At 67.4% G+C, this 23,385-nt stretch carries 22 protein-coding genes; 11 read left to right on the forward strand and 11 right to left on the reverse strand.

Going from position 1 to position 23,385, the window contains the following annotated elements; genetic code table 11:
* Positions 1-56 precede the first annotated feature (56 nt).
* From ACW9UL_RS21265 to ACW9UL_RS21280, 4 genes are all read right to left on the reverse strand, one after another.
* Positions 57-395: a multidrug transporter gene (locus ACW9UL_RS21265; protein ID WP_397497693.1), complete on the reverse strand. Its 339-nt coding sequence runs from the start codon at positions 393-395 to the stop codon at positions 57-59.
* A gap of 76 nt (positions 396-471) precedes the next feature.
* Entirely contained in the window at positions 472-1,050 is a 579-nt protein-coding gene (locus ACW9UL_RS21270; protein WP_021445664.1) for a lysophospholipid acyltransferase family protein, read from the reverse strand.
* 44 nt (positions 1,051-1,094) lie between these two features.
* A complete protein-coding gene (mutM, locus tag ACW9UL_RS21275) occupies positions 1,095-1,907 on the reverse strand; it encodes a bifunctional DNA-formamidopyrimidine glycosylase/DNA-(apurinic or apyrimidinic site) lyase (protein WP_457788206.1) in 813 nt (270 codons plus the stop codon).
* 97 nt (positions 1,908-2,004) lie between these two features.
* Complete coding sequence (locus ACW9UL_RS21280) at positions 2,005-2,817, reverse strand: HDOD domain-containing protein (protein WP_457791005.1); 813 nt, start codon at positions 2,815-2,817, stop codon at positions 2,005-2,007.
* 186 nt (positions 2,818-3,003) lie between these two features.
* Here ACW9UL_RS21280 and ACW9UL_RS21285 point away from each other — a divergent pair, with 186 nt between their 5' ends.
* The 7 genes from ACW9UL_RS21285 to ACW9UL_RS21315 all read left to right on the forward strand — a co-directional run bounded on the left by ACW9UL_RS21285 (position 3,004) and on the right by ACW9UL_RS21315 (position 11,667).
* Positions 3,004-4,200, forward strand: a complete 1,197-nt coding sequence (locus ACW9UL_RS21285) for a class I SAM-dependent rRNA methyltransferase (RefSeq protein ID WP_457788207.1) — start codon at positions 3,004-3,006, stop codon at positions 4,198-4,200.
* 456 nt (positions 4,201-4,656) lie between these two features.
* Positions 4,657-5,775, forward strand: coding sequence for an ABC transporter ATP-binding protein (locus ACW9UL_RS21290; RefSeq protein ID WP_457788208.1), 1,119 nt, complete (start codon positions 4,657-4,659; stop codon positions 5,773-5,775).
* A gap of 34 nt (positions 5,776-5,809) precedes the next feature.
* Positions 5,810-6,883 carry an ABC transporter substrate-binding protein gene (locus ACW9UL_RS21295; protein WP_457788209.1) on the forward strand — a complete coding sequence of 358 codons (1,074 nt, stop codon included), beginning with the start codon at positions 5,810-5,812 and terminating at the stop codon, positions 6,881-6,883.
* A gap of 54 nt (positions 6,884-6,937) precedes the next feature.
* Complete coding sequence (locus ACW9UL_RS21300; RefSeq protein WP_021445658.1) at positions 6,938-8,173, forward strand: ABC transporter permease; 1,236 nt, start codon at positions 6,938-6,940, stop codon at positions 8,171-8,173.
* Between the two features lie 7 nt (positions 8,174-8,180).
* Positions 8,181-9,035, forward strand: a complete 855-nt coding sequence (locus ACW9UL_RS21305) for an ABC transporter permease (RefSeq protein WP_021445657.1) — start codon at positions 8,181-8,183, stop codon at positions 9,033-9,035.
* Positions 9,036-9,271: 236 nt separating this feature from the next.
* On the forward strand, positions 9,272-11,110 hold the full coding sequence (gene ilvD, locus ACW9UL_RS21310; protein ID WP_397497687.1) for a dihydroxy-acid dehydratase: 1,839 nt from the start codon (positions 9,272-9,274) through the stop codon (positions 11,108-11,110).
* Between the two features lie 98 nt (positions 11,111-11,208).
* Positions 11,209-11,667, forward strand: a complete 459-nt coding sequence (locus tag ACW9UL_RS21315; protein ID WP_397497686.1) for a metallophosphoesterase family protein — start codon at positions 11,209-11,211, stop codon at positions 11,665-11,667.
* 21 nt (positions 11,668-11,688) lie between these two features.
* Here ACW9UL_RS21315 and ACW9UL_RS21320 read toward each other — a convergent pair whose 3' ends face one another.
* Positions 11,689-12,222 (reverse strand): dihydrofolate reductase, encoded by a 534-nt coding sequence (locus tag ACW9UL_RS21320; RefSeq protein WP_397486982.1) that lies wholly within the window; start codon positions 12,220-12,222, stop codon positions 11,689-11,691.
* Between the two features lie 144 nt (positions 12,223-12,366).
* On the opposite strand from ACW9UL_RS21320, the gene ACW9UL_RS21325 reads away from it, so the two are divergent.
* From ACW9UL_RS21325 to ACW9UL_RS21335, 3 genes are all read left to right on the forward strand, one after another.
* Complete coding sequence (locus ACW9UL_RS21325) at positions 12,367-13,518, forward strand: glycerophosphodiester phosphodiesterase (RefSeq protein WP_397497685.1); 1,152 nt, start codon at positions 12,367-12,369, stop codon at positions 13,516-13,518.
* 104 nt (positions 13,519-13,622) lie between these two features.
* A complete protein-coding gene (locus ACW9UL_RS21330; RefSeq protein ID WP_397497684.1) occupies positions 13,623-15,017 on the forward strand; it encodes a DUF2868 domain-containing protein in 1,395 nt (464 codons plus the stop codon).
* A 108-nt stretch (positions 15,018-15,125) separates the two neighbouring features.
* Positions 15,126-16,508 (forward strand): GTPase/DUF3482 domain-containing protein, encoded by a 1,383-nt coding sequence (locus tag ACW9UL_RS21335; RefSeq protein WP_457788210.1) that lies wholly within the window; start codon positions 15,126-15,128, stop codon positions 16,506-16,508.
* 60 nt (positions 16,509-16,568) lie between these two features.
* Here ACW9UL_RS21335 and ACW9UL_RS21340 read toward each other — a convergent pair whose 3' ends face one another.
* From ACW9UL_RS21340 to ACW9UL_RS21355, 4 genes are all read right to left on the reverse strand, one after another.
* Positions 16,569-17,096: an REP-associated tyrosine transposase gene (locus ACW9UL_RS21340; protein WP_457788211.1), complete on the reverse strand. Its 528-nt coding sequence runs from the start codon at positions 17,094-17,096 to the stop codon at positions 16,569-16,571.
* Between the two features lie 146 nt (positions 17,097-17,242).
* Entirely contained in the window at positions 17,243-18,037 is a 795-nt protein-coding gene (locus ACW9UL_RS21345) for a thymidylate synthase (protein WP_457788212.1), read from the reverse strand.
* Positions 18,034-18,837: a prolipoprotein diacylglyceryl transferase gene (gene lgt, locus ACW9UL_RS21350; RefSeq protein ID WP_457788213.1), complete on the reverse strand. Its 804-nt coding sequence runs from the start codon at positions 18,835-18,837 to the stop codon at positions 18,034-18,036. Before lgt ends, ACW9UL_RS21345 begins: the two co-directional genes overlap by 4 nt.
* 10 nt (positions 18,838-18,847) lie before the next feature.
* On the reverse strand, positions 18,848-19,630 hold the full coding sequence (locus ACW9UL_RS21355; protein WP_031303056.1) for a sulfite exporter TauE/SafE family protein: 783 nt from the start codon (positions 19,628-19,630) through the stop codon (positions 18,848-18,850).
* Between the two features lie 151 nt (positions 19,631-19,781).
* Between ACW9UL_RS21355 and ACW9UL_RS21360 the strand changes: the two genes are divergently transcribed.
* Positions 19,782-20,528 (forward strand): NRDE family protein, encoded by a 747-nt coding sequence (locus tag ACW9UL_RS21360; protein WP_021443807.1) that lies wholly within the window; start codon positions 19,782-19,784, stop codon positions 20,526-20,528.
* 66 nt (positions 20,529-20,594) lie between these two features.
* Here ACW9UL_RS21360 and ptsP read toward each other — a convergent pair whose 3' ends face one another.
* Both ptsP and ACW9UL_RS21370 read right to left on the reverse strand, forming a co-directional pair.
* Entirely contained in the window at positions 20,595-22,874 is a 2,280-nt protein-coding gene (gene ptsP / locus ACW9UL_RS21365; protein ID WP_457788214.1) for a phosphoenolpyruvate--protein phosphotransferase, read from the reverse strand.
* 19 nt (positions 22,875-22,893) lie between these two features.
* Positions 22,894-23,373: an RNA pyrophosphohydrolase gene (locus ACW9UL_RS21370; RefSeq protein ID WP_122109670.1), complete on the reverse strand. Its 480-nt coding sequence runs from the start codon at positions 23,371-23,373 to the stop codon at positions 22,894-22,896.
* Between the last annotated feature and the right edge of the window lie 12 nt (positions 23,374-23,385).

The raw sequence follows: 23,385 nt of genomic DNA on the forward strand, positions 1-23,385 counted from the left end.
AAACGGCCCCTCGCCCCGTTAGGGAGCGAGAGGCCGCGGTCATGCAACCGAACGAATCAGTCGTGCTTGTAGCCGCTGCTGGTGCAGCCCAGGCAGCGCACGAAGGCTTCCTTGCCCGGCTCGACCACCAGCGCCTCGGCCGCCTCGCCGACGTTGCCGCCCAGGGCGGTGAACGGCAGGCTGACGACGAAGGCCGCGACGCCGATGGCGGTGGCGCCGATCAGCAGCGGACGGGCGATCACCAGGTCGCCGATCATGGAGAAGGCCTTGGGCGCCTCGACGGTATACAGGGGGTCGCCACTGACGTTCTGCTGCACCACTTCCGCCTGCGCCGGCAGTGCCAGCAGGCCAGAGGTCAGCGCCAGGACAGCAGCGGTCGTGCGAAACGGTTTCATGGGGCGATCCTTCAGGTTATTCGGGAAAGTGCCAGTAACTATAACAGCGCATTGGTAATTGTCAGCGTGACGGGCGTCAATCGCCATGAAAGGCGTATTGCGGCTTTTTCGGCACGTAGGGGCGGAAAAACGCCAGCATCGCCGCCAGATCGGCCTGCTCGTCGCCGGTGGGCTGGAAGGTCGGACCGATCACCACGCGGCGGTTCTGGTAGTCCAGCGCGCCCAGCACTATGGGCACGCCCGCGCCCAGGGCGATATGGTAGAAGCCCATCTTCCAGCGCTCGACCTTCTTGCGCGTGCCCTCGGGCGACAGCACCAGGATGAATTCGCGGTTGTCGCGAAACGCCTGCACCGCCTGCTCCACGGTGTTGCGCTGCCGTTCGCGGCGGATCGGGATGCCGCCCCAGGCGCGCATCAGGCCGCCGAACGGCCAGCGGAAGATGCTGTGCTTGCCGAACCAGCGGGCGTTCAGGCGCAGGACGAACTTCAGCGCGATAAAGATCACGAAGTCCCAGTTGGAGGTGTGGTGGGCGCCGATGGCGACGAACTTGTCGAGCCGGGGCAACTGCCCCTCGATGCGCCACCCCATGAGTTTCAGCACGCTGCGCCCCAGCCATTCGGCGGCCGGATTGCGCGGCAAATAGTTACCGGACATCGATCAACCTCGGTATTTCTTGTTGTTCTCGCGATCTGTCTGTTTCAGCGCTGGCACTTGGGACAGTAGACACTGGCGCGCTGGCCCAGCTTGACCTCGCGCAGGGTGCTGCCACACAGCTTGCAGAATTCGCCGCCGCGACCGTAGACGAACAGCTCCTGCTGGAAGTAGCCGGGCTGGCCATCGCCGCCGACGAAGTCGCGCAAGGTGGTGCCGCCGCGCTCGATGGCATGGGCGAGGATGCGCTTGATCGCCTCCGCCAGTTTCAGGTAGCGCGCCCGCGAGATCGAGCCGGCCGCGCGGCGCGGGTCGATGCCGGCGGCGAACAGCGCCTCGCTGGCGTAGATATTGCCGACCCCGACCACCACGGCGTTGTCCATGATGAACGGCTTGACCGCCATGCTGCGCCCGCGCGACAGCTGGAACAGGCGCTCGCCGTCGAAGTCCGCGCCCAGCGGTTCCGGGCCGAGCTTGCTGAGCAACTCGTGATGCAGCGGGTCCTCGCTCCACAGCAGGGCGCCGAAACGCCGCGGATCGGTGTAGCGCAGGGCCAGGCCGGACTCCATCTCGATGTCGACGTGCTCGTGCTTGGCCGCCGGCAGGCCGCACTCGACCAGGCGCAAGCTGCCGGACATGCCCAGGTGGCCGATCAGGCTGCCGCTTTCGGCCTTGATCAGCAGGTACTTGGCGCGGCGCTCGACGCATTCGATGCGCTGGCCGGACAGGCGCACGTCCAGATCCTCGGGGATAGGCCAACGCAAGCGGCGCTCGCGCACTATCACGCGGCTGACGCGCTCACCGATCAGGTAGGGGGCGATACCGCGGCGGGTAGTTTCGACTTCAGGCAATTCGGGCATGGCAATACGGCAGGGAAACGGCGGTGCGCCACCTTAGCAGGAGCGACCCGCAAAGCGGTAGAGCGCCGCCGCGCGAACGCTGGCACAGCGCGAGGACTCAGAGCACGGCTAGATCGCGGATGCTCTCTCGCAGGTTTTCGAAGTCGTACTCCGAGAGCCCCACATACTCCAGGATCGGCTGCGAAATGTACTGCCACTCCATGTCGACGGCCTGCCCCCCCAGCACACGATGGCTTTCGCAGATATGCTCGGCCATCTTCAGGATGCCCAGCAGCGTCTTGAGCTGCGCTTCGCGTCCGGAGTCATCGCTGAAGATCGACAGGGCGTTGTGGTGGTTGGCGATGACCTCGCACAGGTGCCCCGGCAACCGCCAGGAACGCGCGGTGAAGTAACCCACTACCGCGTGGTTGGTGGTCAGCAGACGGTTCTCGGTATCGACCACACGACGCTCGTCGCTGGCACTGGCGTAGGCTTCCTCCAGCACCTGCATGTAATTGGGGAAGCGCTTGAGCATCAGCGGAATGCCGCAATCGTGGAACAGCCCCAGGCTGTAGGCCTCGTCAGGCGAGTGATAACCGAGGCGCTTGGCCAGGGTCAGGCAGGTCATTGCCACATCCTGGGCGCTGTCCCAGAAACGGTTGAGCACCAGGATCGCCTCGTCGGTCAGCTCGCCCTTGATCGACTGCGCGTTGATCAGGTTGATCACCGTGTGGCAGCCGAGCAGGTTGACCGCCTGCTGGATCGAGGCGATGCGGTTGGCCAGGCCGAAGTGCGGCGAGTTGACGATCTTCAGCAGCGCGCCGGACAGCCCGGGGTCCTGGCTGATCAGCTTGGCGATGCTCTTCAGATCCGGGTTGGGCATGACCTGCTCCATCTGCAGGTCCACCATGATCTGCGGCTGCGGCGGCACGCTAATGCCCTGGAGGGCTTGCTGGATCTGTTCGGCGGTAAGTTCGTAGGCCATGGGACGCAGGTGCCAGGTGAGAAATGCGCCACAGTTTAGCCAAAGCACCGGGTCCCCCGCAGCCGACTTTTGCAACTGCCGGGCGCCCGCGCGAGCCGCTATAATCCCGCTCTTTTTCCCCGGAGCCCGCCCATGTCCCTGCCCAGCCTGCGCCTGAAAGCCAACGCCGATCGACGCCTGCGCGCCGGCCACCTGTGGGTCTACAGCAACGAGATCGACGTCGCCGCCACCCCGCTGCACGGCTTTGCCGCCGGCGACCAGGCCGTGCTCGAAGCCGCCGGCGGCAAACCGCTAGGCGTGGTCGCCATGAGCCCGAACAACCTGATCTGCGCCCGCCTGCTGTCGCGCGACGTCAAGCACCGGCTGGACAAGTCCCTGCTGGTGCACCGGCTCAACGTCGCCCTGAGCCTGCGCGAGTGCCTGTTCCACCAGCCCTGCTACCGCCTGGTGTATGGCGACTCCGACCTGCTGCCGGGGCTGGTGGTCGACCGCTTCTTCGACATCCTCGTCGTGCAGCTGGCCTCGGCCACCATGGAAGCGCACAAGGACGAGGTGCTCGCCGCGCTGATCCAGGTGTGCAAGCCCAGCGGCGTGCTGTTCAAGAACGACTCCAGCGCGCGCGACGCCGAGGGCCTGCAGCGCTACGTGGAAACCGCCCATGGCCAGGTGCCGGAATGGGTCGCCCTGGAAGAGAACGGGGTGAAATTCGAGGCACCGGTGATCGCAGGGCAGAAGACCGGCTGGTTCTACGACCACCGCATGAACCGCGCGCGCCTGGCGCCCTACGTCAAGGGCAAGCGGGTGCTCGACCTGTTCAGCTATATCGGCGGCTGGGGCGTGCAGGCCGCGGCCTTCGGCGCCAGCGAGGTGTTCTGCGTCGACGCCTCGGCCTTCGCCCTCGACGGCGTCGAGCGCAACGCCGCGCTCAATGGCGTCGGTGAGAAGGTAACGTGCGTGGAGGGCGACGCCTTCGCCGCCCTGCGCGAGCTGAAGAGCGCCGAGGAGCGCTTCGATGTGGTGATCGCCGACCCGCCCGCCTTCATCAAGCGCAAGAAGGACCTGAAAAACGGCGAGGCCGCCTACCGCCGCCTCAACGAAACCGCCATGCGCCTGCTCTCCAAGGACGGCATCCTGGTCAGCGCCAGCTGCTCCATGCACCTGCCCGAGGACGACCTGCAGAACATCCTGCTGACCAGCGCCCGCCACCTGGACCGCAATATCCAGCTGCTCGAACGCGGCGCCCAGGGCCCGGATCACCCGGTGCACCCGGCGATCGCCGAGACCCGCTATATCAAGAGCCTGACCGTGCGCCTGCTGCCCAATAGCTGAGAAAGGCGTAGCCCGGATGCAATCCGGGGCTGTCCGGCACCGCGCGCCCCGGATTGCATCCGGGCTACGCGCTCAGCGCCAACCTACCGGGCCACACAGGCGGCGCGGCGGGCCAAGCGGGTGCGCCGCATCGCCCATCACGCGATCACGCGTCGTACCGATCAGCGCCCCGCCGCCCAACGCTCGAGCGACGTGCACCTGCCGAGTGCGTGTCGGCAGGTGCCGCCCGCCCCGCTCGCTGTTACCTCCCCCCACACCGTCCTCGCATCCCGCCCAGGCTGGACTAGGCTTTAACCTGCGGAGCAGAGCGCCGCCGGCCAACCGTTCGTCGGCTGGCGTGCTTATTGCTTTTGGTTATTTACATAACGATCGGACCACACGACAGGGACGAATCGACTCAAGCAGTACGGGCGAGGCCACAAGCCGAGCCTGTCTTGATGGGCAATGGGGAGGACTATGGCTGCGCAGGCTGGGAACGACGCGTTCCTGCGATTCACCAATGTGAAGAAGACCTACGACCACAAGACGCTGGTGGTCAAGGACTTCAACCTCAACGTGGCCAAGGGCGAGTTCATCACCCTGCTCGGCCCCTCCGGTTCGGGCAAGACCACCTGCCTGATGATGCTCGCCGGCTTCGAGGACGTGACCAGCGGCGAGATCCTGATCAACGGCCGCAATGTCACCGGCATCGCCCCCTACGACCGCAACATCGGCATGGTCTTTCAGCAGTACGCGCTGTTCCCGCACATGACCATCCGCGAGAACCTCGCCTACCCGCTGAAGATCCGCAAGCTGGCCAAGGACGAGATCCGCGCCAAGGTCGAGGACTACCTCGCCCTGGTCGAGCTGCAGGCCTTCGGCGGCCGCTACCCCGGCCAGCTCTCCGGCGGCCAGCGCCAGCGCGTGGCCCTGGCCCGCGCGCTGATCTTCGCCCCGGACATCGTGCTGATGGACGAGCCGCTCGGCGCCCTGGACAAGAAGCTGCGCGAGCAGATGCAGTTCGAGATCAAGCGCCTGCACGAGCAGCTCGGCTTCACCGTGATCTACGTCACCCACGACCAGACCGAAGCGCTGACCATGAGCGACCGCATCGCCGTGTTCAACAACGGCGTGGTGCAGCAGTGCGCGCCGCCCCACGTGCTCTACGAGCGCCCGGCCAACCTGTTCGTCGCCGACTTCATCGGCGAGAGCAACAAGCTGGCCGGGGTGATCGAAAGCGTCGGCGAGGAACGCGTCGAGGTGCGCCTGGCCGACGGCGGCCTGGTCAGCACGCTCAAGGCCAACTGCACCGAGGTCGGCCAGCCGACCACGGTGTCGGTACGCCCGGAGAAGCTCAACTTCACCGACCGCCTGGGCGGCGCCGGCAACCAGGTCAAGGCGCGCTTCGTCACCCGCCACTACGTCGGCGAGTACATCCGCTACCACTTCGAGACCGCCAGCGGCAGCGAGCTGGTGGTGAAGAACCTGAACGACAGTTCAGCCCCCAGGCTCAGCGCCCAGGAAGAGGTCGACCTGGCCTGGCTGCCGGAAGACAGCCAGGCCCTGGATCGCCCCGCAGTGCCGACGACGTCCTGACCCCACAACTAGTAGAAGCAAATGGAGCACAGCAATGGCTAGATCACTGACTACCAGCTTTTCCACCTTCGCCCTGTTGGCGGCCCTGGGGCTCGCGGCGGGCGGCGCCAGCGCCCAGGACAGCCTCACCGTGGTCTCCTGGGGCGGCGCCTACGGCGCAGCGCAGCAGAAACACGTGATCGATCCCTACCAGAAGGACAGCGGGGTCAAGGTGCTGTTCGAGGACTATTCCGGCGGCGTGGCCGAGATCAAGGCCCAGGTCGAGTCCGGCAATATCCAGTGGGACGTGGTCGACTTCGAGGTGATCGACCTCGAGCGCGCCTGTTCCGAAGGCCTGCTGGAAAGCCTCGACCACAGCACCCTGCCGCCGGGCATCGACGGCACCGCGGCCACCCAGGACTTCATCCCCGAGGCCCTGGCCAGCGAGTGCGCGGTGGGCAATATCGTCTGGTCGGTGGTATTCGCCTACAACCAGAACACCATAGGCGCGACCAAGGCGGCGAGCATCGAGGACTTCTTCGACACCGCCAAGATTCCCGGCAAGCGCGCCATGCGCAAGCGCCCGCAGGTGAACATGGAGTGGGCGCTGCTGGCCGACGGCGTGGCCCCGGAAGAGGTCTACGAAGTGCTGGCCACCCCGGAAGGCCAGCAACGCGCCTTCGACAAGCTGGCCAGCATCAAGAACGACATCGTCTGGTTCGACTCCTGGTCGCAGGCGCCGCAGCTGCTCAACGACGGCGGCGCGGTGCTGGTGCAGTCGGCCAACGGGCGGTTTTACGACTCCATCGTGCGCGAGAACAAGCCGTTCGAGATCGTCTGGGACGGCCACGTCTACGACCTCGACGCCTGGGCCATCGTCAAGGGCTCGCCGAAGAAGGACCTGGCGATGGAGTTCATCAAGTACGCCACCGGTTCCAAGCCGCTGGCCGGCATGCCGGACGTGGCCTACGGCCCGACCCGCAAGTCGTCCATGCCGCTGGCCGACCAGAGCGCCACGCCGCACCTGCCCACCGCCCACCTGGACAAGGGCATCCAGGCCGGCTCGGAGTTCTGGGCCGACTACGGCGAGTCGCTCGGCGAGAAGTTCAACGAGTGGCTGTTGAAGTAACCCGCACCGACCCCTCTTCCTGTGGAAGAGGGGTCCGCTTTACGGAGTAGCGCCTTGTCATCCCTGACCACCAGCGAAGCCGGCCAAGCCGCCAGCGCCCGTCGCAAGAAACGCCTCGCCGCCTTTCTCTTCGTGGTGCCGCTGCTGGCCTTTATCCTGCTGACCTTCGTCGCCCCGATCGGCAGCATGCTGTGGCGCAGCGTGCACCACCCGACCGTGGCCGAACTGATTCCGCTGACCCTGGCCGAACTCGAGCGCTGGGAAGATCAAAGGCAACTGCCGGACGAGCAGACCCTGCGGGTGTTCGCCGGCGAGCTGCACAGCCTCGACGAGCAGCGCCTGTCCGGCAAGCTGGCCGAGGAGTTCAACCGCGCCTTCGCCGGCATGTCCAGCGTGGTCAAGTCCAGCGCCCGGCGCATCGGCCGACTGGACGCCGAGGCCCTGCCGGAGCGCGGCGTCGAGACCCTGCTGGCGGCCCACGGCAACTGGAGCAAGCCCGAGCTGTGGTACGCCATCGCCCGCGCCGGCCAGCGCTACACCTACGACTACTACCTCACCGCGCTGGACCTGGAACTGCACCCGGAACAGGGCATCCAGGTGCGCGAGGACACGCAGATCTACCTGCAGCTGTATTCCAAGACCCTGAACATGGCGCTGGTGATCACCCTGCTCTGCGCCCTGCTCGGCTACCCGCTGGCCTACTACCTGGCGCAGCTGCCGGAAAACCGCGCCAACCTGCTGCTGGTGCTGGTGCTGCTGCCGTTCTGGACCTCGCTCCTGGTACGCACCACGGCCTGGATCGCCCTGCTGCAGACCAACGGCGTGATCAACTCCTTCCTCATCGGCATCGGTGCCATCGGCCAGCCCTTCGAGATGCTCTACACCTCGTTCGCCACAGTCGTGGCGATGACCCACATCCTCCTGCCGTTCATGATCCTACCGCTGTACAGCGTGATGCGCGGCATCGACCCCAGCTACCTGCGCGCCGCCCTGAGCCTGGGCGACAAGCCGATCCCGGCGTTCGCCCGCATCTACTTTCCGATGACCCTGCCGGGCCTCAGCGCCGGCGCGCTCTTGGTGTTCATCATCTCGGTTGGCTACTACATCACCCCGGCGCTGGTCGGCGGCACCGACGGCCAGATGATCAGCAACATCATCGCCTTCCACATGCAGCGCTCGAACAACTGGGAGCTGGCCGCCGCGCTCGGCTCGCTGCTGCTGGGGCTGATCCTGCTGCTGTACTGGGTCTACGACCGCTTCGTCGGCGCCAGCAATATCAAGTTGGGATGAATACAGGATGAAGACCCCCGCCTACTACGGCTTCTGGCATCACCTCGGCAGCTGGCTGCTCAAGGCCAGCTCCTGGCTGGTGCTGCTGTTTCTGATCCTGCCGATCCTGGTCATAGTGCCGCTGTCGTTCAACGCCGAGCCCTTCTTCAGCTTCACCGAGGGCATGCTCACCCTGCAGCCGGAGGCCTACTCGCTGCGCTGGTACGAGCAGATCCTCAACGACCCGAAATGGATACTGGCGATCCAGAACAGCTTCTTCATCGGCATTCTCGCCACCGTCATCGCCACCGCCCTGGGCACCTGCGCCGCGGTGGGCCTGGCCCGCGACGACATGCCCTACCGCCGCTTCATCACCGCGCTGCTGCTGTCGCCGATGATAGTGCCGCTGATCATCACCGCCGCCGGCATGTTCTTCTTCTACTCCAACCTCGGCCTGGCCGGCAGCTACCTGGGGGTGATCCTGGCCCACGCGGCGCTCGGCACGCCCTTCGTCATCATCACCGTCACCGCCACCCTCACCGGCTTCGACTACAGCCTGGCGCGCGCCGCGCTGAACCTCGGCGCCACGCCGCTGCGGGTATTCTTCGACATCATCATGCCGCTGATCCGCCCCGGAGTGATTTCCGGCGCGCTGTTCGCCTTCATCACCTCCTTCGACGAGGTGGTGGTGATCCTGTTCATGGCAGGTCCCCAGCAACGCACCATCCCGCGGCAGATGTTCTCGGGCCTGCGCGAGCAGATCAACCCGAGCATCCTGGCCATCGCCACCCTGCTGATCCTAGTGTCCATCGCCCTGCTGGTGACCATCGAACTGCTGCGCCGCCGCGCCGAGCGCCTGCGCGGCATCGAAATCCCCAACTGAGCGGCGCGCGGCTGCGCCGGCAATCGCCCGCGCCTTGGCTCGGCGGCGACAGCGGGCGTAGAATCCATGCATTCCTCGCCACCCATCCCCTGGCGGGCCCTGAGCACGGGTCAGACGCGCGGCCACCCCGCGACGTCCGGTGACCCCCGCCGAACGCACGGCCATCTCCCGTTTGCATCCGGTCCAGTCGACGCTCACCATACGAACATCACCTGATCAGCCGCAGGAACCGTGTCATGCCCGATTACCGCTCGAAAACCTCCACCCAAGGTCGCAACATGGCCGGCGCCCGCGCCCTGTGGCGCGCCACCGGGATGAAGGACGAAGACTTCAAGAAGCCGATCATCGCCGTCGCCAACTCCTTCACCCAGTTCGTGCCCGGCCACGTGCACCTGAAGGACATGGGCCAGCTGGTCGCCCGCGAGATCGAGAAGGCCGGCGGCGTGGCGAAGGAATTCAACACCATCGCCGTCGACGACGGCATCGCCATGGGCCACGACGGCATGCTCTATTCGCTGCCGAGCCGCGAGATCATCGCCGACTCCGTGGAATACATGGTCAACGCCCACTGCGCCGACGCCATCGTCTGCATCAGCAACTGCGACAAGATCACCCCTGGCATGCTGATGGCCGCCCTGCGCCTGAACATCCCGGTGGTGTTCGTCTCCGGCGGGCCGATGGAGGCCGGCAAGACCAAGCTGGCCAACCACGGCCTGGACCTGGTCGACGCCATGGTCATCGCCGCCGACGACAGCGCCAGCGACGAGAAGGTCGCCGAGTACGAGCGCAGCGCCTGCCCGACCTGCGGCAGCTGCTCCGGCATGTTCACCGCCAACTCGATGAACTGCCTGACCGAGGCCCTCGGCCTGTCGCTGCCGGGCAACGGCTCGACCCTGGCCACCCACAGCGACCGCGAGCAGCTGTTCCTGCGCGCCGGGCGCCTGGCGGTGGAGCTGTGCCAGCGCTACTACGGCGAGAACGACGACTCCGTGCTGCCGCGCAATATCGCCAACTTCAAGGCGTTCGAGAACGCCATGATGCTGGACATCGCCATGGGCGGCTCGACCAACACCATCCTCCACCTGCTGGCCGCCGCCCAGGAAGCCGAGATCGATTTCGACCTGCGCGATATCGACCGCCTGTCCCGCATCGTGCCGCAGCTGTGCAAAGTGGCGCCGAACATCCAGAAGTACCACATGGAAGACGTGCACCGCGCCGGCGGCGTCTTCAGCATCCTCGGCGAGCTGGCACGCGGCGGCCTGCTGCACACCGACGTGGCCACCGTGCACAGCCCGAGCATGGCCGACGCCATCGCCCAGTGGGACATCACCCAGACCCGCGACGAGCAGGTGCACACCTTCTTCAAGGCCGGCCCGGCCGGTATCCCGACCCAGACCGCGTTCAGCCAGAGCACCCGCTGGCCGAGCCTGGACGATGACCGCGAGAACGGCTGCATCCGCAGCGTCAAGCACGCCTACTCCCAGGAAGGCGGCCTGGCGGTGCTGTACGGCAACATCGCCCTCGACGGCTGCGTGGTGAAGACCGCCGGCGTGGATGAATCGATCCACGTGTTCGAAGGCACCGCGAAGATTTTCGAGAGCCAGGACGCCGCCGTGAAAGGCATTCTCGCCGACGAGGTCAAGGCCGGTGATGTGGTGATCATTCGCTACGAAGGCCCGAAAGGTGGCCCGGGCATGCAGGAAATGCTCTACCCGACCAGCTACCTGAAATCCAAGGGCCTGGGCAAGGCCTGCGCCCTGCTCACCGATGGCCGTTTCTCCGGCGGCACCTCCGGCCTGTCCATCGGCCACGCCTCGCCGGAAGCCGCTGCCGGCGGCGCCATCGGGCTGGTGGAAGACGGCGACAAGATCCATATCGACATCCACAATCGCACCATCCAACTGCTGGTCAGCGATGAAGAGCTGTCGCACCGCCGTCACGTCCAGGACAAGAAGGGCTGGAAGCCGGTGGAACAGCGTCCGCGCAAGGTCACCACGGCGCTCAAGGCCTACGCCCTGCTCGCCACCAGCGCCGACAAGGGCGCGGTGCGCAACAAGGCACTGCTGGACGGCTAAGCGCAAGCACCAGCGAACCCGAGAGCCCGGCCCCGTGCCGGGCTTTTGCTTTGTCCCCGCTGCCGCTTGCGCAGGAGGGACGGGGGAAGAGGGAAGACATGAAAATCGGCCTGATCAGCGACACCCACGGCCTGCTGCGCCCCAAGGCGCTGGATGCCCTGCAGGGCTGCGATCACATCCTGCATGCCGGCGATATCGGCAAGCCGGAGATTCTCGACGCATTGGGCGAAATCGCGCCGCTCAGCGCGGTGCGCGGCAATAACGACGAGGGCCTGGACTGGGCGACGGAACTGCCGGAATCGCTCGAGCTGGGCCTGGCCGGAGTGCGCCTGTTCATGGTTCATGACGCGGCCCACCTGCCCGGCGACCTGGCCGCCCGCGGCATCCACGTCGCCGTCTGCGGCCATAGCCACAAGCCGCTGGCGGAACCGCGCGACGGCCTGTTGCTGGTCAACCCCGGCAGCGCCGGGCCGCGGCGCTTCAAGCTGCCGATCTGCCTGGCGCTGCTGTATCTGCAGGATGGACAGATCCGCGTGGAGCACATCGATCTGATCTAGGCGGCGCCGCGCGCACCTATGTCATTGCGCCGAACGCCGTTCCCACACCTCGAAATCGTAGGCCGGCGACTCTGCCGTGGCCGGATGTTCCTCATGGGCCTCGCGCGTCCACTCGGCTTCACTAAATTCGGGAAACCAGGCATCGCCGATCGGACGCAGGCCAACCCGTGTCAGGTAGAGGCGCTCAGCCAGAACCAAGCCCTGCTCGTAGAGTTGGGCACCACCAATCAGCATCAGCTCGTCCATGCCCTGCTCGCGGGCCCATTGGTCGGCGCGTGTGATCGCCGCGTCCAGAGTCGGGAAGACTTCAGCGCCGTCGAGCCGAAGATCTGCCTGGCGGCTGACCACCAGATTGAGCCGCCCCGGCAGCGGCCGCCCGAGCGAATCCCAGGTCTTGCGCCCCATGATGATCGGCTTGCCCAGGGTCAGGGCCTTGAAGTGCTTGAGGTCCGCCGGCAGGTGCCAGGGCAGCTGATTGTCGCGACCGATCACGCGGTTGTCGGCGAGGGCGGCGATCAGGCAGAGGGGAAGAGTCGTTTTCATGGCTGGGAGCATAGCAGAGCGCTCGGCACGGACGCAGCCCGGCTGCAGCGGTGCCGACCAACGCACAGAACCGTCTAGGCTTGGACCTCTGTAGCAGAATCGTCACCCTTGCCGGTGCAGGCTCGGGTTTCCATCCCTGTGCAAGGAGGTACCACCATGTTGACCAAACCGCTTCGCAGCTGGCTGCTCTGCGCCGGTCTGTTATTACCGAGCCTCGGCCTCGCCGCGCCCGCCACGCCCGATAGCGTGCAGGCCGCCATCGACTGGGCCCAGCAGCAGCCCGGCGCCCACCCGGGCAAACCCCGCGGCGAGGCCAGGCCGCTGGTCATCGCCCACCGCGGCGCCAGCGGCTACGTGCCCGAGCACACCCTGGCGGCCTACGCCCTGGCCGTGCTGCAGGGCGCCGACTATATCGAGCCGGACCTGGTGATGACCCGCGACGGCCAGCTGGTGGCGCGCCACGACAACGAGCTGGGGCTGACCACCGACGTCTCCCAGCGCCCCGAGTTCGCCAATCGCAAGCGCACCCAGACGGTCGACGGCGTCAGCCTGGAGGGCTGGTTCAGCGAGGACTTCAGCCTGGCCGAACTCAAGACCCTGCGCGCCATCGAGCGCATCCCGCAGCTGCGCCCGGGCAACACGCGCTTCGACGGCCAGTTCGAGATCCCCAGCCTGCAGGAGATCATCGACCTGGTGAAGAGCCTGCAGCTCAGCCAGCAACGGGTGATCGGCCTGTACCCGGAAACCAAGCACCCGACCCACTTCCAGCAGATCGGCCTGGCGATGGAGCAGTCGCTGGTCAAGGTGCTCAAGCGCAACGGCTACCACAGCGCCAAGGCGCCGGTGTACATCCAGTCCTTCGAGGTGGAGAACCTCAAGACCCTGAGCCGTCTGACCCAGGTACGCCTGGTGCAGCTGCTGTGGACCGAGGGCCAGCCCTATGACCAGCAGGTGCTCGGCAGCGGCCTTACCTACGCGCAGATGAGCACCCCGGCCGGGCTCAGGGCCATCGCCCGCTACGCCGCCGGCATCGGCCCGGAGAAGAGCCAGATCATCCCGCGCGACGCCGCCGGCAAGCTCACCGCGCCGACCCGCCTGGTGCGCGACGCCCATGCCGCCAAGCTCAAGGTGCACCCCTACACCTTCCGCGCCGAGAACGCCTTCCTGCCGACCGACCTGCGCAGCGGCGGCGAACCGGCCGAGCGCGGCGATATCGAGGCCGAGCTGCGCGCCTTCCTCGCCACCGGCATCGATGGCCTGTTCATCGACCAGCCGGACATCGCCGTGCGCCTGCGCCAACGCGACTGATCAATGGCTCTCTCCGCCGCGGGAGAAGGCCACGGCTGCTGCCATTCGCACCCGACCGGATCAGGGGTTATCCTCAGCCCCTGATCTGGCCGACGAGACGCCGCGTGACTGACGCCGCCCCGCAACCCGACACCCTGCACCGCCTCTGGCTCAGCGAGGCGATCCGCCTGCGCGAGGAACACGCCGGCGCGCTGGACGACGCCGAGGCCAATCGCCTGGCCCGCGCCAGCGGTGGCGACCTGAGCGCGCGTATCCAGCAACGCGCCCTGCTGCTGGCGCGCCGTGACGGCCAGTGGCAGGCCCTGCTGCACTGGCTGCAGGGCGCCCGCCTGGCCCTCTTCGCCCTCGCCACCCTGGCCCTGCTCAGCGGTATCGGCCTGGCCCTGGCCGGTCTCGGCGACGGCAGCCGGCCGGTCAACGTGTTCTGGGCCCTGGGCAGCCTGCTCGGCCTCAATCTGCTGCTGCTACTCGGCTGGCTGCTCGGCCTGCTGCTGGCCCGCGACAGCGCCGGTGCCCTCGGTCGTCTGTGGCTGTGGCTCAGCGAAAAGCTCGCCCGCGACGCCGCCGCCGTGCAGCTGGCCCCCGCCCTGCTGCTGCTCCTGCAGCGCCAGCGCCTGAGCCGCTGGGGCCTCGGGGTGCTGGTGCACGGCCTGTGGGCCCTGGCCATGCTCGCCGCACTGGCCAGCCTGCTGCTGCTGCTCGCCACCCGCCGCTACGGTTTCGTCTGGGAAACCACCATCCTCGGCGGCGACAGCTTCATCGCCCTGACCCGGGCGCTCGGCGCCCTGCCCGCCCTGCTCGGCTTCAGCCTGCCGGACGCCGAGCTGATCCGCGCCAGCGGCGAGGCCGCCCTGCTCGACGAGGCCGCGCGGCAGAGCTGGGCCGGCTGGCTGGTCGGCGTGGTGCTGGTCTACGGCCTGCTGCCGCGCCTGCTGCTGATGCTGCTATGCCTGTGGCGCTGGCAATCGGGCAAGGCGGCGCTGCGCCTGGACCTCGACCTGCCCGGCTACGGCCTGCTGCGCCAGCGCCTGCAGCCGGACAGCGAGCGCCTCGGCGTCTGCGACCTGGCGCCGGCGGCCCTGTACCAGCCGGCAGGCGGCGCCCACGCGGACGGCGGTAGCGGCGCCCTGCTGCTCGGCCTGGAGCTGGACGAGCGCCGCCCCTGGCCACCGGCTCAGCTGCCCAGGGGCGTGCTGGACGCCGGGGTGATCGACAGCCGCGAGCAGCGCCGCCAGCTGCTCGACCAACTGACCCGCTTTCCCCCCGAGCGCCTGGCCATCGCCTGCGACCCGCGCCGCTCGCCGGACCGCGGCAGCCTGGCGCTGCTCGGCGAACTGGCGCGCTCGGCCTCCGCCACGCGCATCTGGCTGCTGCCGCCCGCGCCCGGCGAAACCCTGGACAGCGCACGCCTGGCCGACTGGCACCAGGCGCTGGACAAATTGCAACTGGCGCACGGCGACACGGCGCCGTTGAACTGGCTGGAGAGCGGCCATGATTGAAGCCCGATATACCCGTAGGGTGGATGACGCTTCACCCATCCACCATTGGCGACGGTGGATGAAAAAAGCGTCATCCACCCTACGAAGTCTCACGACGCCGAGATCACCATGAGCCAGCCGCTACGACTCGCCCTGGTCGGCCACACCAACGTCGGCAAGACCTCGCTGCTGCGCACCCTGACCCGCGACGTGGAGTTCGGCGAGGTGTCGCCGCGCGCCAGCACCACGCGCCATGTCGAGGGCGCGCGCCTGTCGGTCGACGGCACCGCGCTGCTGGAGCTGTACGACACCCCCGGTCTGGAAGACGCCATCGCCCTGCTCGACCATCTGGAGCGCCTCGACCGCCCCGGTGAACGCCTGGACGGCCCGGCGCGCCTGGCCCGTTTTCTCGAGGGCAGCGAGGCGCGCCAGCGCTACGAGCAGGAGGCCAAGGTGCTGCGCCAGCTGCTGGCTTCCGACGCCGGGCTGTACGTGATCGACGTGCGCGAGCCGGTGCTGGCCAAGTACCGTGACGAGCTGGCAGTGCTGGCCATGTGCGGCCGGCCGCTGCTGCCGGTACTGAATTTCGTCGCCAGCGGCGAACACCGCACCGCCGACTGGCGCGAGGCCCTGGCGCGTCTCGGCCTGCACGCCCTGGTGGCCTTCGACAGCGTGGCCCCGCCCGAGGACGGCGAACGCCGCCTGTACGAGAGCCTGGCCCTGCTGCTGGAGCGCTCGCGCCCGCAATTGCAGCGCCTGATCGAGGATCACCAGGCGCAGCGCCGGGCGCGGCACCAGGCCGGCGCGCGACTGGTCGCCGAACTGCTGCTCGACTGCGCCGCCTGCCGGCGCAGCGTCGCCGCCCAGCCAGTGCTGGAGCAGGCCGCCATCGCCGCGCTGCGCGAGACCATCCGCCAGCGCGAGCAGCGCTGCGTCGAGGCCCTGCTGCGCCTCTACGCCTTCCGCCCGAGCGATGCCCAGGCCGGCGACCTGCCGCTGCTGGACGGCCGCTGGGGCGACGACCTGTTCAATCCGGAAACCCTCAAGCAGCTCGGCATCAAGGTCGGCGGCGGCATGGCGGCCGGTGCGGCCACCGGCGTCGGCGTCGACCTGCTGGTCGGCGGCCTCACCCTGGGGGCGGCCGCCGCGCTGGGCGCGGTGATCGGCGGTAGCGCGCAGACCCTGCGCAATTACGGGGAGCGGCTTAAAGGCAAATTGAAGGGCCAACGCGAGCTGACCGTGGACGATGCCGTGCTGCGCCTGCTCGCCCTGCGCCAGCAGCAACTGCTGCGCGCCCTGGACGCCCGCGGTCATGCGGCGATGGAGGCCATCACCCTCAGCGCCCCGCAGGAAACCCTGTGGCGCCAAGGCAAGTTACCCGCGCCACTGAACCTGGCCCGCGCCCATCCCGAATGGTCGTCGCTCAACCCCGGTGCTCGCCTGGAAGAGGCCGAGCGCGCCGAACAGGTGGAGCGGCTGCGCAGTGAAATCGCCGTGCAGCCGGTGGGCTAAAGCCCACCCTACGGGCGTATATCGAAACCCCGCGTAGGGTGGGCTTTAGCCCACCAACACCTACTCCCCAAACTCTCCATCACCATCATCCCGCCCACCCCAATCTGCCGGCAGGAGCCTGCGCGCGACGTAACGATGGAAGCTTGAAAAAGGCCAGTCGCCAACCTGACTCACCAGGCCATGCTTGACCGGGTTGAAATGGATGTAATCGACATGCCTTGCGAGGTCATCCTCATCACGGATGCGGTGCTCCCAGAAGCGCCTCTGCCAGATTCCTTTCTCACGCCTTCTGGACTTGCTGGCGCTGACGGTAGCCATGGCGGGTAGCGCCCGCGAGAACTGGCTTTTGATCAATGCCCAACGCTGGGAATAGTCGCGGTCATCCTCTGGCAGCTCCCAAACAGCATGCAGATGGTCGGGCAGGACGCAGATGGCGACGGTCCTGAATGGCATGCGCTTGCTGGCCTCGACGTAGACCTGGCGCAGCAGCGCGATTTCGTCCACCAGCAAGCTGGACCGACGATCAGCGAGGGTGACCGTGAAGAAGTAGGTTGCACCGGCAATCCGTTCGCGGCGGTAATTGGGCATGGCAATCCTTTGCCTGTGGGATGTCGGTGAAGGGGCGGTTGGGGTGGTGGAGCGGTGGATTGATGGATGGGGGATCGGTGGGCTGAAGCCCACCCTACGCCCGCCTTACACCCACCCGTGCTTACCTACGTCCGCCCTGCGTTACCTCAGACCGCCACCGGCGCCTTGATATGCGGGTGCGCCTCGTAGCCGACCAGCTCGAAGTCCTCGAACTTGAAGGCCAGCAGATCCTTCACTTCGGGGTTGAGCTTCATGGTCGGCAGCGGCAGCGGCTGGCGAGTCAGCTGCAGGTCGGTCTGCTCGATATGGTTGGCGTACAGGTGGCAGTCGCCGCCGGTCCAGATGAACTCGCCCGGCTCGAGGTCGCAGACCTGCGCCACCATCAGGGTCAGCAGGGCGTAGCTGGCGATATTGAAGGGCACGCCCAGAAAGATATCGGCCGAGCGCTGGTACAGCTGGCAACTGAGCTTGCCGTTCGCCACGTAGAACTGGAACAGCGCATGGCACGGCGGCAGGGCCATCTGCTCGACCAGCGCCGGGTTCCAGGCCGAGACGATCAGCCGGCGCGAGTCCGGGTTGCTCTTGATCATCGCGATCAGCTTGGCGATCTGGTCGATCGACTCGCCGTTGGGCGCCGGCCAGCTGCGCCACTGGTAGCCGTACACCGGGCCGAGGTCGCCATTCTCGTCGGCCCATTCGTCCCAGATGGAAACACCGTTGTCCTTCAGGTAACGGATGTTGGTGTCGCCCTGCAGGAACCACAGCAGCTCGTGGATGATCGAGCGCAGGTGACACTTCTTGGTGGTGACCAGAGGGAAGCCGTCGGCCAGGTCGAAGCGCATCTGGTAGCCGAACACGCTGTAGGTGCCGGTGCCGGTGCGGTCTTCCTTGAAGGTGCCGTGCTCGCGCACGTGGCGCATCAGGTCGAGGTACTGTTTCATCGGGCGGCTCCTTGAACAGGCTGGCGCTTGTAGGCGTAAAGAATCAGGCCGATACCGCCGAGGATCATCGGCAGGCACAGCACCTGGCCCATGGTCAGCCAGTTCCAGGCCAGGTAGCCGAGCTGGGCGTCCGGCACGCGGACGAATTCGACGATAAAGCGGAACAGCCCGTAGCAGGCGGCGAACAGGCCGGACACCGCCATGGTCGGGCGCGGCTTGCGCGAGTAGAACCAGAGGATGGCGAACAGCGCCACGCCCTCCAGGGCGAACTGGTACAGCTGCGAGGGATGCCGCGCCAGTTGCTGCGGGTCGGTGGGAAACACCATGGCCCAGGGCAGGTCGGTGGCCTTGCCCCACAGCTCGGCGTTGATGAAGTTGCCGATGCGCCCGGCGCCCAGGCCGATCGGCACCAGCGGGGCGATAAAGTCCATCAGTTCGAAGAAGCTCTTGCCGTTGCACTTGCCGAACCACCAGGTGGCCAGCATCACCCCGAGCAGCCCGCCGTGGAACGACATGCCGCCCTCCCACACCCGCAGAATCTTCGCCGGTTCGGCGATATAGGCCGCGAAGTCGTAGAAGAACACGTAGCCCAGACGGCCGCCGAGTATCACCCCCATGGCCACCCAGAACACCAGGTCGGAGAGCTTCTCCTTGTTCCAGACGGCGTCGAAGCGGGCCAGCCGGCGCGAGGCCAGCCACCAGGCGCCACCGATGCCGACCAGGTACATCAGGCCGTACCAGTGGATTTTCAGCGGGCCCAGGGCGATGGCCACCGGGTCGATCTGCGGGTAAGGCAGCATCAATCACTCCTTAGATCAAAAAACTCAGGCCCACGCTGAACAGCAGCAGGGCGAACAGACGCTTGAGCAGACGCGGCGACAGGCGATGGGCCAGGCGCGCGCCGAAGCGGGCGAAAAACATACTGGTGACGGCGATCCCAACCAGCGCCGGCAGGTAAACGAAACCGACGCTCCAAGGCGGCAACTGCGGGTTGCCCCAGCCGGTGGCGACGAAACTCAGCGCGCCGGCGAGGGCGATCGGCAGACCGCAGGCCGCCGAGGTGGCCACCGCCTGCTGCATCGGCACGCTGCGCCAGACCAGGAAGGGCACGGTCAGCGAGCCGCCGCCGATACCGAAGATCGCCGAGGCCCAGCCGATCACCCCGCCGGCCGCCGCCAACCCCGGCTTGCCTGGGACAGCGCGGCTGGCCCTGGGTTTCAGGTCCAGGGCCATCTGCGCGGCGATGACCAGGGCGAACACGCCGATGATCTTCTGCAACCAGCCGCCCTCGATGGCCGCCGCGGTCAGCGCGCCCAGCGCCGCGCCGAACAGGATGCCCAGGCTCAGCCAGCGAAACAGCGGCCAGCGCACCGCGCCCTGACGCTGATGCTCGAGCGCGGAATTGATCGAGGTGAAGACGATGGTGGCCAGCGAGGTACCCACCGCCAGGTGGGTGAGAATCTCCGCCGGCATGCCCTGCGCGGCGAAGCTGAAGACCAGCACCGGCACTATGATCAACCCGCCGCCCACGCCGAACAGGCCGGCCAGCACGCCGGCGGCCGCGCCCAGCAGCAGGTAGAGCAGCAGTTCCATCGACACCCCCGAAAACAAAGCGGCATGGTAGCGGAATTGCCCCGGCAGCGGCAGGCTCCGGGCGTCGGCCACCGGGGCGCCGGGGCGGATCCACTCCGCCGTTTCGGCTTCGTGCTAGCCTGCTAGGCACACTCCGTACAAGGATCGTCCCATGTGCCTGATCGTTTTCGCCTGGCGTCCAGATCACCCGCAGCCGCTGCTGCTGGCGGCCAACCGCGACGAGTTCTACGCCCGCCCCAGCTGGCCGCTGCGCGAGTGGGACGACGCGCCGGGGCTGTTCGCCGGACGCGACCTGCAGGCCGGCGGCACCTGGCTGGGGATGAGCGCGGACGGCCGCTTCGCCGCGCTGACCAATATCCGCGACCCCAGCCAGGAGCCCGGCCAGCGCTCGCGCGGCGAGCTGCCGGTGGCCTTCCTGCGCGGCACGCTGACGCCGCAGGCCTACCTCGCGCAGATCGCGGCCAGGGCCAGCGACTACGCCGGCTTCAACCTGTTGCTCGGCGATGCGCGCCAGCTCTGGTACTACAACAGCCGCGAGGACGACCCGCGCCCCCTGGCGGAAGGGCTCTACGGCCTGTCCAACGCCAGCCTCGACAGCCCCTGGCCCAAGCTGCAGCGGGCCAAGGCGACGCTGGAGAACTGTCTCGACGCGCCCGACAGCCAGCGTCTGCTGGCCCTGCTGGCCGACACCACGCAACCACCCGAGCACCTGCTGCCCGACACCGGCGTCGGCCCGGCGGTCGAGCGCCTGCTGGCCACCGCCTTTATCGCCAGCGCCAACTACGGCACCCGCGCCAGCACCGCGCTGCTGCTCAACGCCGACGACAGCTGGGAGCTGGTCGAGCGCAGCTTCGGTCCGCAAGGCAGGCCGCTGGGCGAGGTGGCTGTACGCAGGTAAGGGGCGCCACGCGTGACCTAACGGGTAGCCCGGATGTCACCCGGGCTACTAGATAGAAACACCGGCTCAGGCCTGGATATTCGACGCGGGGTTGATCACCCGGCCCAGGCCGAGGTTGCGCAGGGCCAGATGCAGGGTGCTGTAGATCAGGTGCGGGTTGTCCATGGTCATCACCTGGCCGAGCAGCTCCCTGGCCTTGCTCAGGGTGATCTGGCGCAGCAGCCACTTGACCTTGGGCAGGTTGGTGGCGTTCATCGACAGCGAGTCGAAGCCCATCGCCAGCAGCAGCACGGCGGCAGCCGGGTCGCCGGCCATCTCGCCGCAGATACTCACCGGCTTGCCTTCGGCATGGGCATCGTGGATCACCTTCTGCAGCGCCTGCAGCACCGCCGGGTGAAGGAAGTCGTAGAGGTCGGCGACCCGCGGGTTGTTGCGGTCCACCGCCAGCAGGTACTGGGTCAGGTCGTTGGAGCCGACCGAGAGGAAATCCACCTGGCGCGCCAGCTCGCGGGTCTGGTAGACCGCGGCGGGAATCTCGATCATCACGCCGATGGGCGGCAGCGGCACGTCGGTGCCTTCGTCGCGCACCTCGCCCCAGGCGCGGTGGATCAGGTGCAGCGCTTCCTCCAGCTCCTGGGTGCCGGAGATCATCGGCAGCAGGATGCGCAGGTTGTTCAGCCCTTCGCTGGCCTTGAGCATGGCGCGGGTCTGCACCAGGAAGATTTCCGGGTGGTCGAGGGTGACGCGGATGCCGCGCCAGCCGAGGAAGGGATTCTCTTCCTTGATCGGGAAGTAGGACAGCGCCTTGTCGCCACCGATATCCAGGGTGCGCATGGTCACCGGCAGCGGGTGGAAGGCCTGCAGCTGCTCGCGGTAGGTGGCCAGCTGCTCCTTCTCGCTGGGGAAGCGCTCGTTGACCATGAACGGCACTTCGGTGCGGTACAGGCCGACACCCTCGGCGCCGCGCTGCTGGGCGCGGGCGACGTCGGCGAGCAGGCCGGTGTTGACCCACAGCGGCATGCGCTGGCCGTCGAGGGTCTCGCAGGGCAGCGCGCGCAGGGCGTCGAGGCCCTCGGTGAGCTGGCGCTCCTCCTCGACCACGTCGGCGTACTGCTTGCTCAGCAGTTCGCTGGGGTTGGTGAACACCTCGCCGTGGTAGCCGTCGACGATCAGCTTGATGCCGTCGATCTTCGAATAGGGCAGGTCGACCACCCCCATCACCGTGGGGATGCCCATGGCGCGGGCGAAGATCGCCACGTGCGAGTTACCCGAGCCGGTCACCGAGATCAGGCCGGCCAGCTTGCCCTCCGGCACTTCGCCGAGCATCGCCGGCGACAGCTCCTCGCTGACCAGGATGGTGTTGTCCGGGTAGACCAGGGCACTCTTGCGCTCCTCCTGCAGGTAGGCGAGCAGGCGCCGGCCGAGGTCGCGCACGTCGCTGGCGCGCTCGCGCAGGTAGGCGTCGTCCATCAGCTCGAAACGCTGCACGTGGTCGAGCACCACCTGGCGCAGGGCGCCCTGCGCCCACTGGCCGGTCTTGATGACCTTGCGCACCTCGTTACCCAGGGCGGCGTCGTCGAGCATCATCAGGTAGACGTCGAACAGCGCGCGTTCTTCCTTGCGCAGCTGGGTGGCGAGCTTGGCGGACAGCTCGTGCATGTCCTCGCGCACCCAGCCCAGGGCCTTGTCGAACAGCTCCAGCTCGGCGGCGATGTCGTCCACCGCACGATCCGGCACCACGTTGAGGTCGGCCGGCGGCAGCACCACCACCGCGGTGCCGACGCCGGCGCCAGGGGCGCCGGGCACGCCGACGAACTTGGCCTCCTGCACGCCCTTGCCCTGACGGCCGAGGCCGCGGATCGAGCCGGTGGCCTCGGCATGGGCGATGACCCCGGCGAGCTGGGCGCTCATGGTGACCAGGAAGGCTTCCTCGCCCTCGTCGAACTGGCGGCGCTCCTTCTGCTGCACCACCAGCACGCCCATCACCCGCCGGTGGTGGATGATCGGCGCGCCGAGGAAGGAGGCGTAGCGTTCCTCGCCGGTCTCGGCGAAGTAGCGGTAGCGCGGGTGGTCGGCGGCGTTTTCCAGGTTCAGCGGCTCCTCGCGGGTGCCGACCAGGCCGACCAGACCTTCGTTGGGGGCCATGCTGACCTTGCCGATGGAGCGCTTGTTGAGGCCCTCGGTGGCCATCAGCACGAAGCGGTTGGTCTCCGGGTCGAGCAGATAGACCGAGCAGACCTGGCTGCCCATGGCCTCCTTGACCCGCTGCACGATGATCGATAACGCCGCCTTGAGATCCTTGGCGGCGTTAACTTCCTGGACGATCTTGCGCAGCGTATTGAGCATGGCTCGGTTCTAGTCCGTATCAGTCGCGCACCAGCAGGCGCGGGGCGAGTTCCTTGAGGGCGCGGCGGTACACCTCGCGCTTGAATGTGACCACCTGACCCAGCGGATACCAGTAACTGACCCAGCGCCAGCCGTCGAACTCGGGCTTGCCGGTCAGGTCCATGCGCACCCGCTCTTCGGCGCCGGTCAGGCGCAGCAGGAACCACTTCTGCTTCTGGCCGATGCACAGCGGCTGGCTGTGGGTGCGCACCAGACGCTGCGGCAGACGATAACGTAACCAGCCGCGGGTGCAGGCGAGGATCTTCACATCCTGCTCCTCGAGGCCGACTTCTTCGTTGAGTTCGCGGTACAGCGCCTCTTCCGGCGATTCGCGGTCGTTGATCCCGCCCTGGGGAAACTGCCAGGCATCCTGGTTGATGCGCCGCGCCCAGAGCACCTGGCCGACATCATTGGTCAGGATGATGCCGACATTCGGGCGGAAACCATCAGAATCGATCACGGCAAGCAACCT

This window comes from Pseudomonas sp. PL-6 (assembly GCF_054110165.1).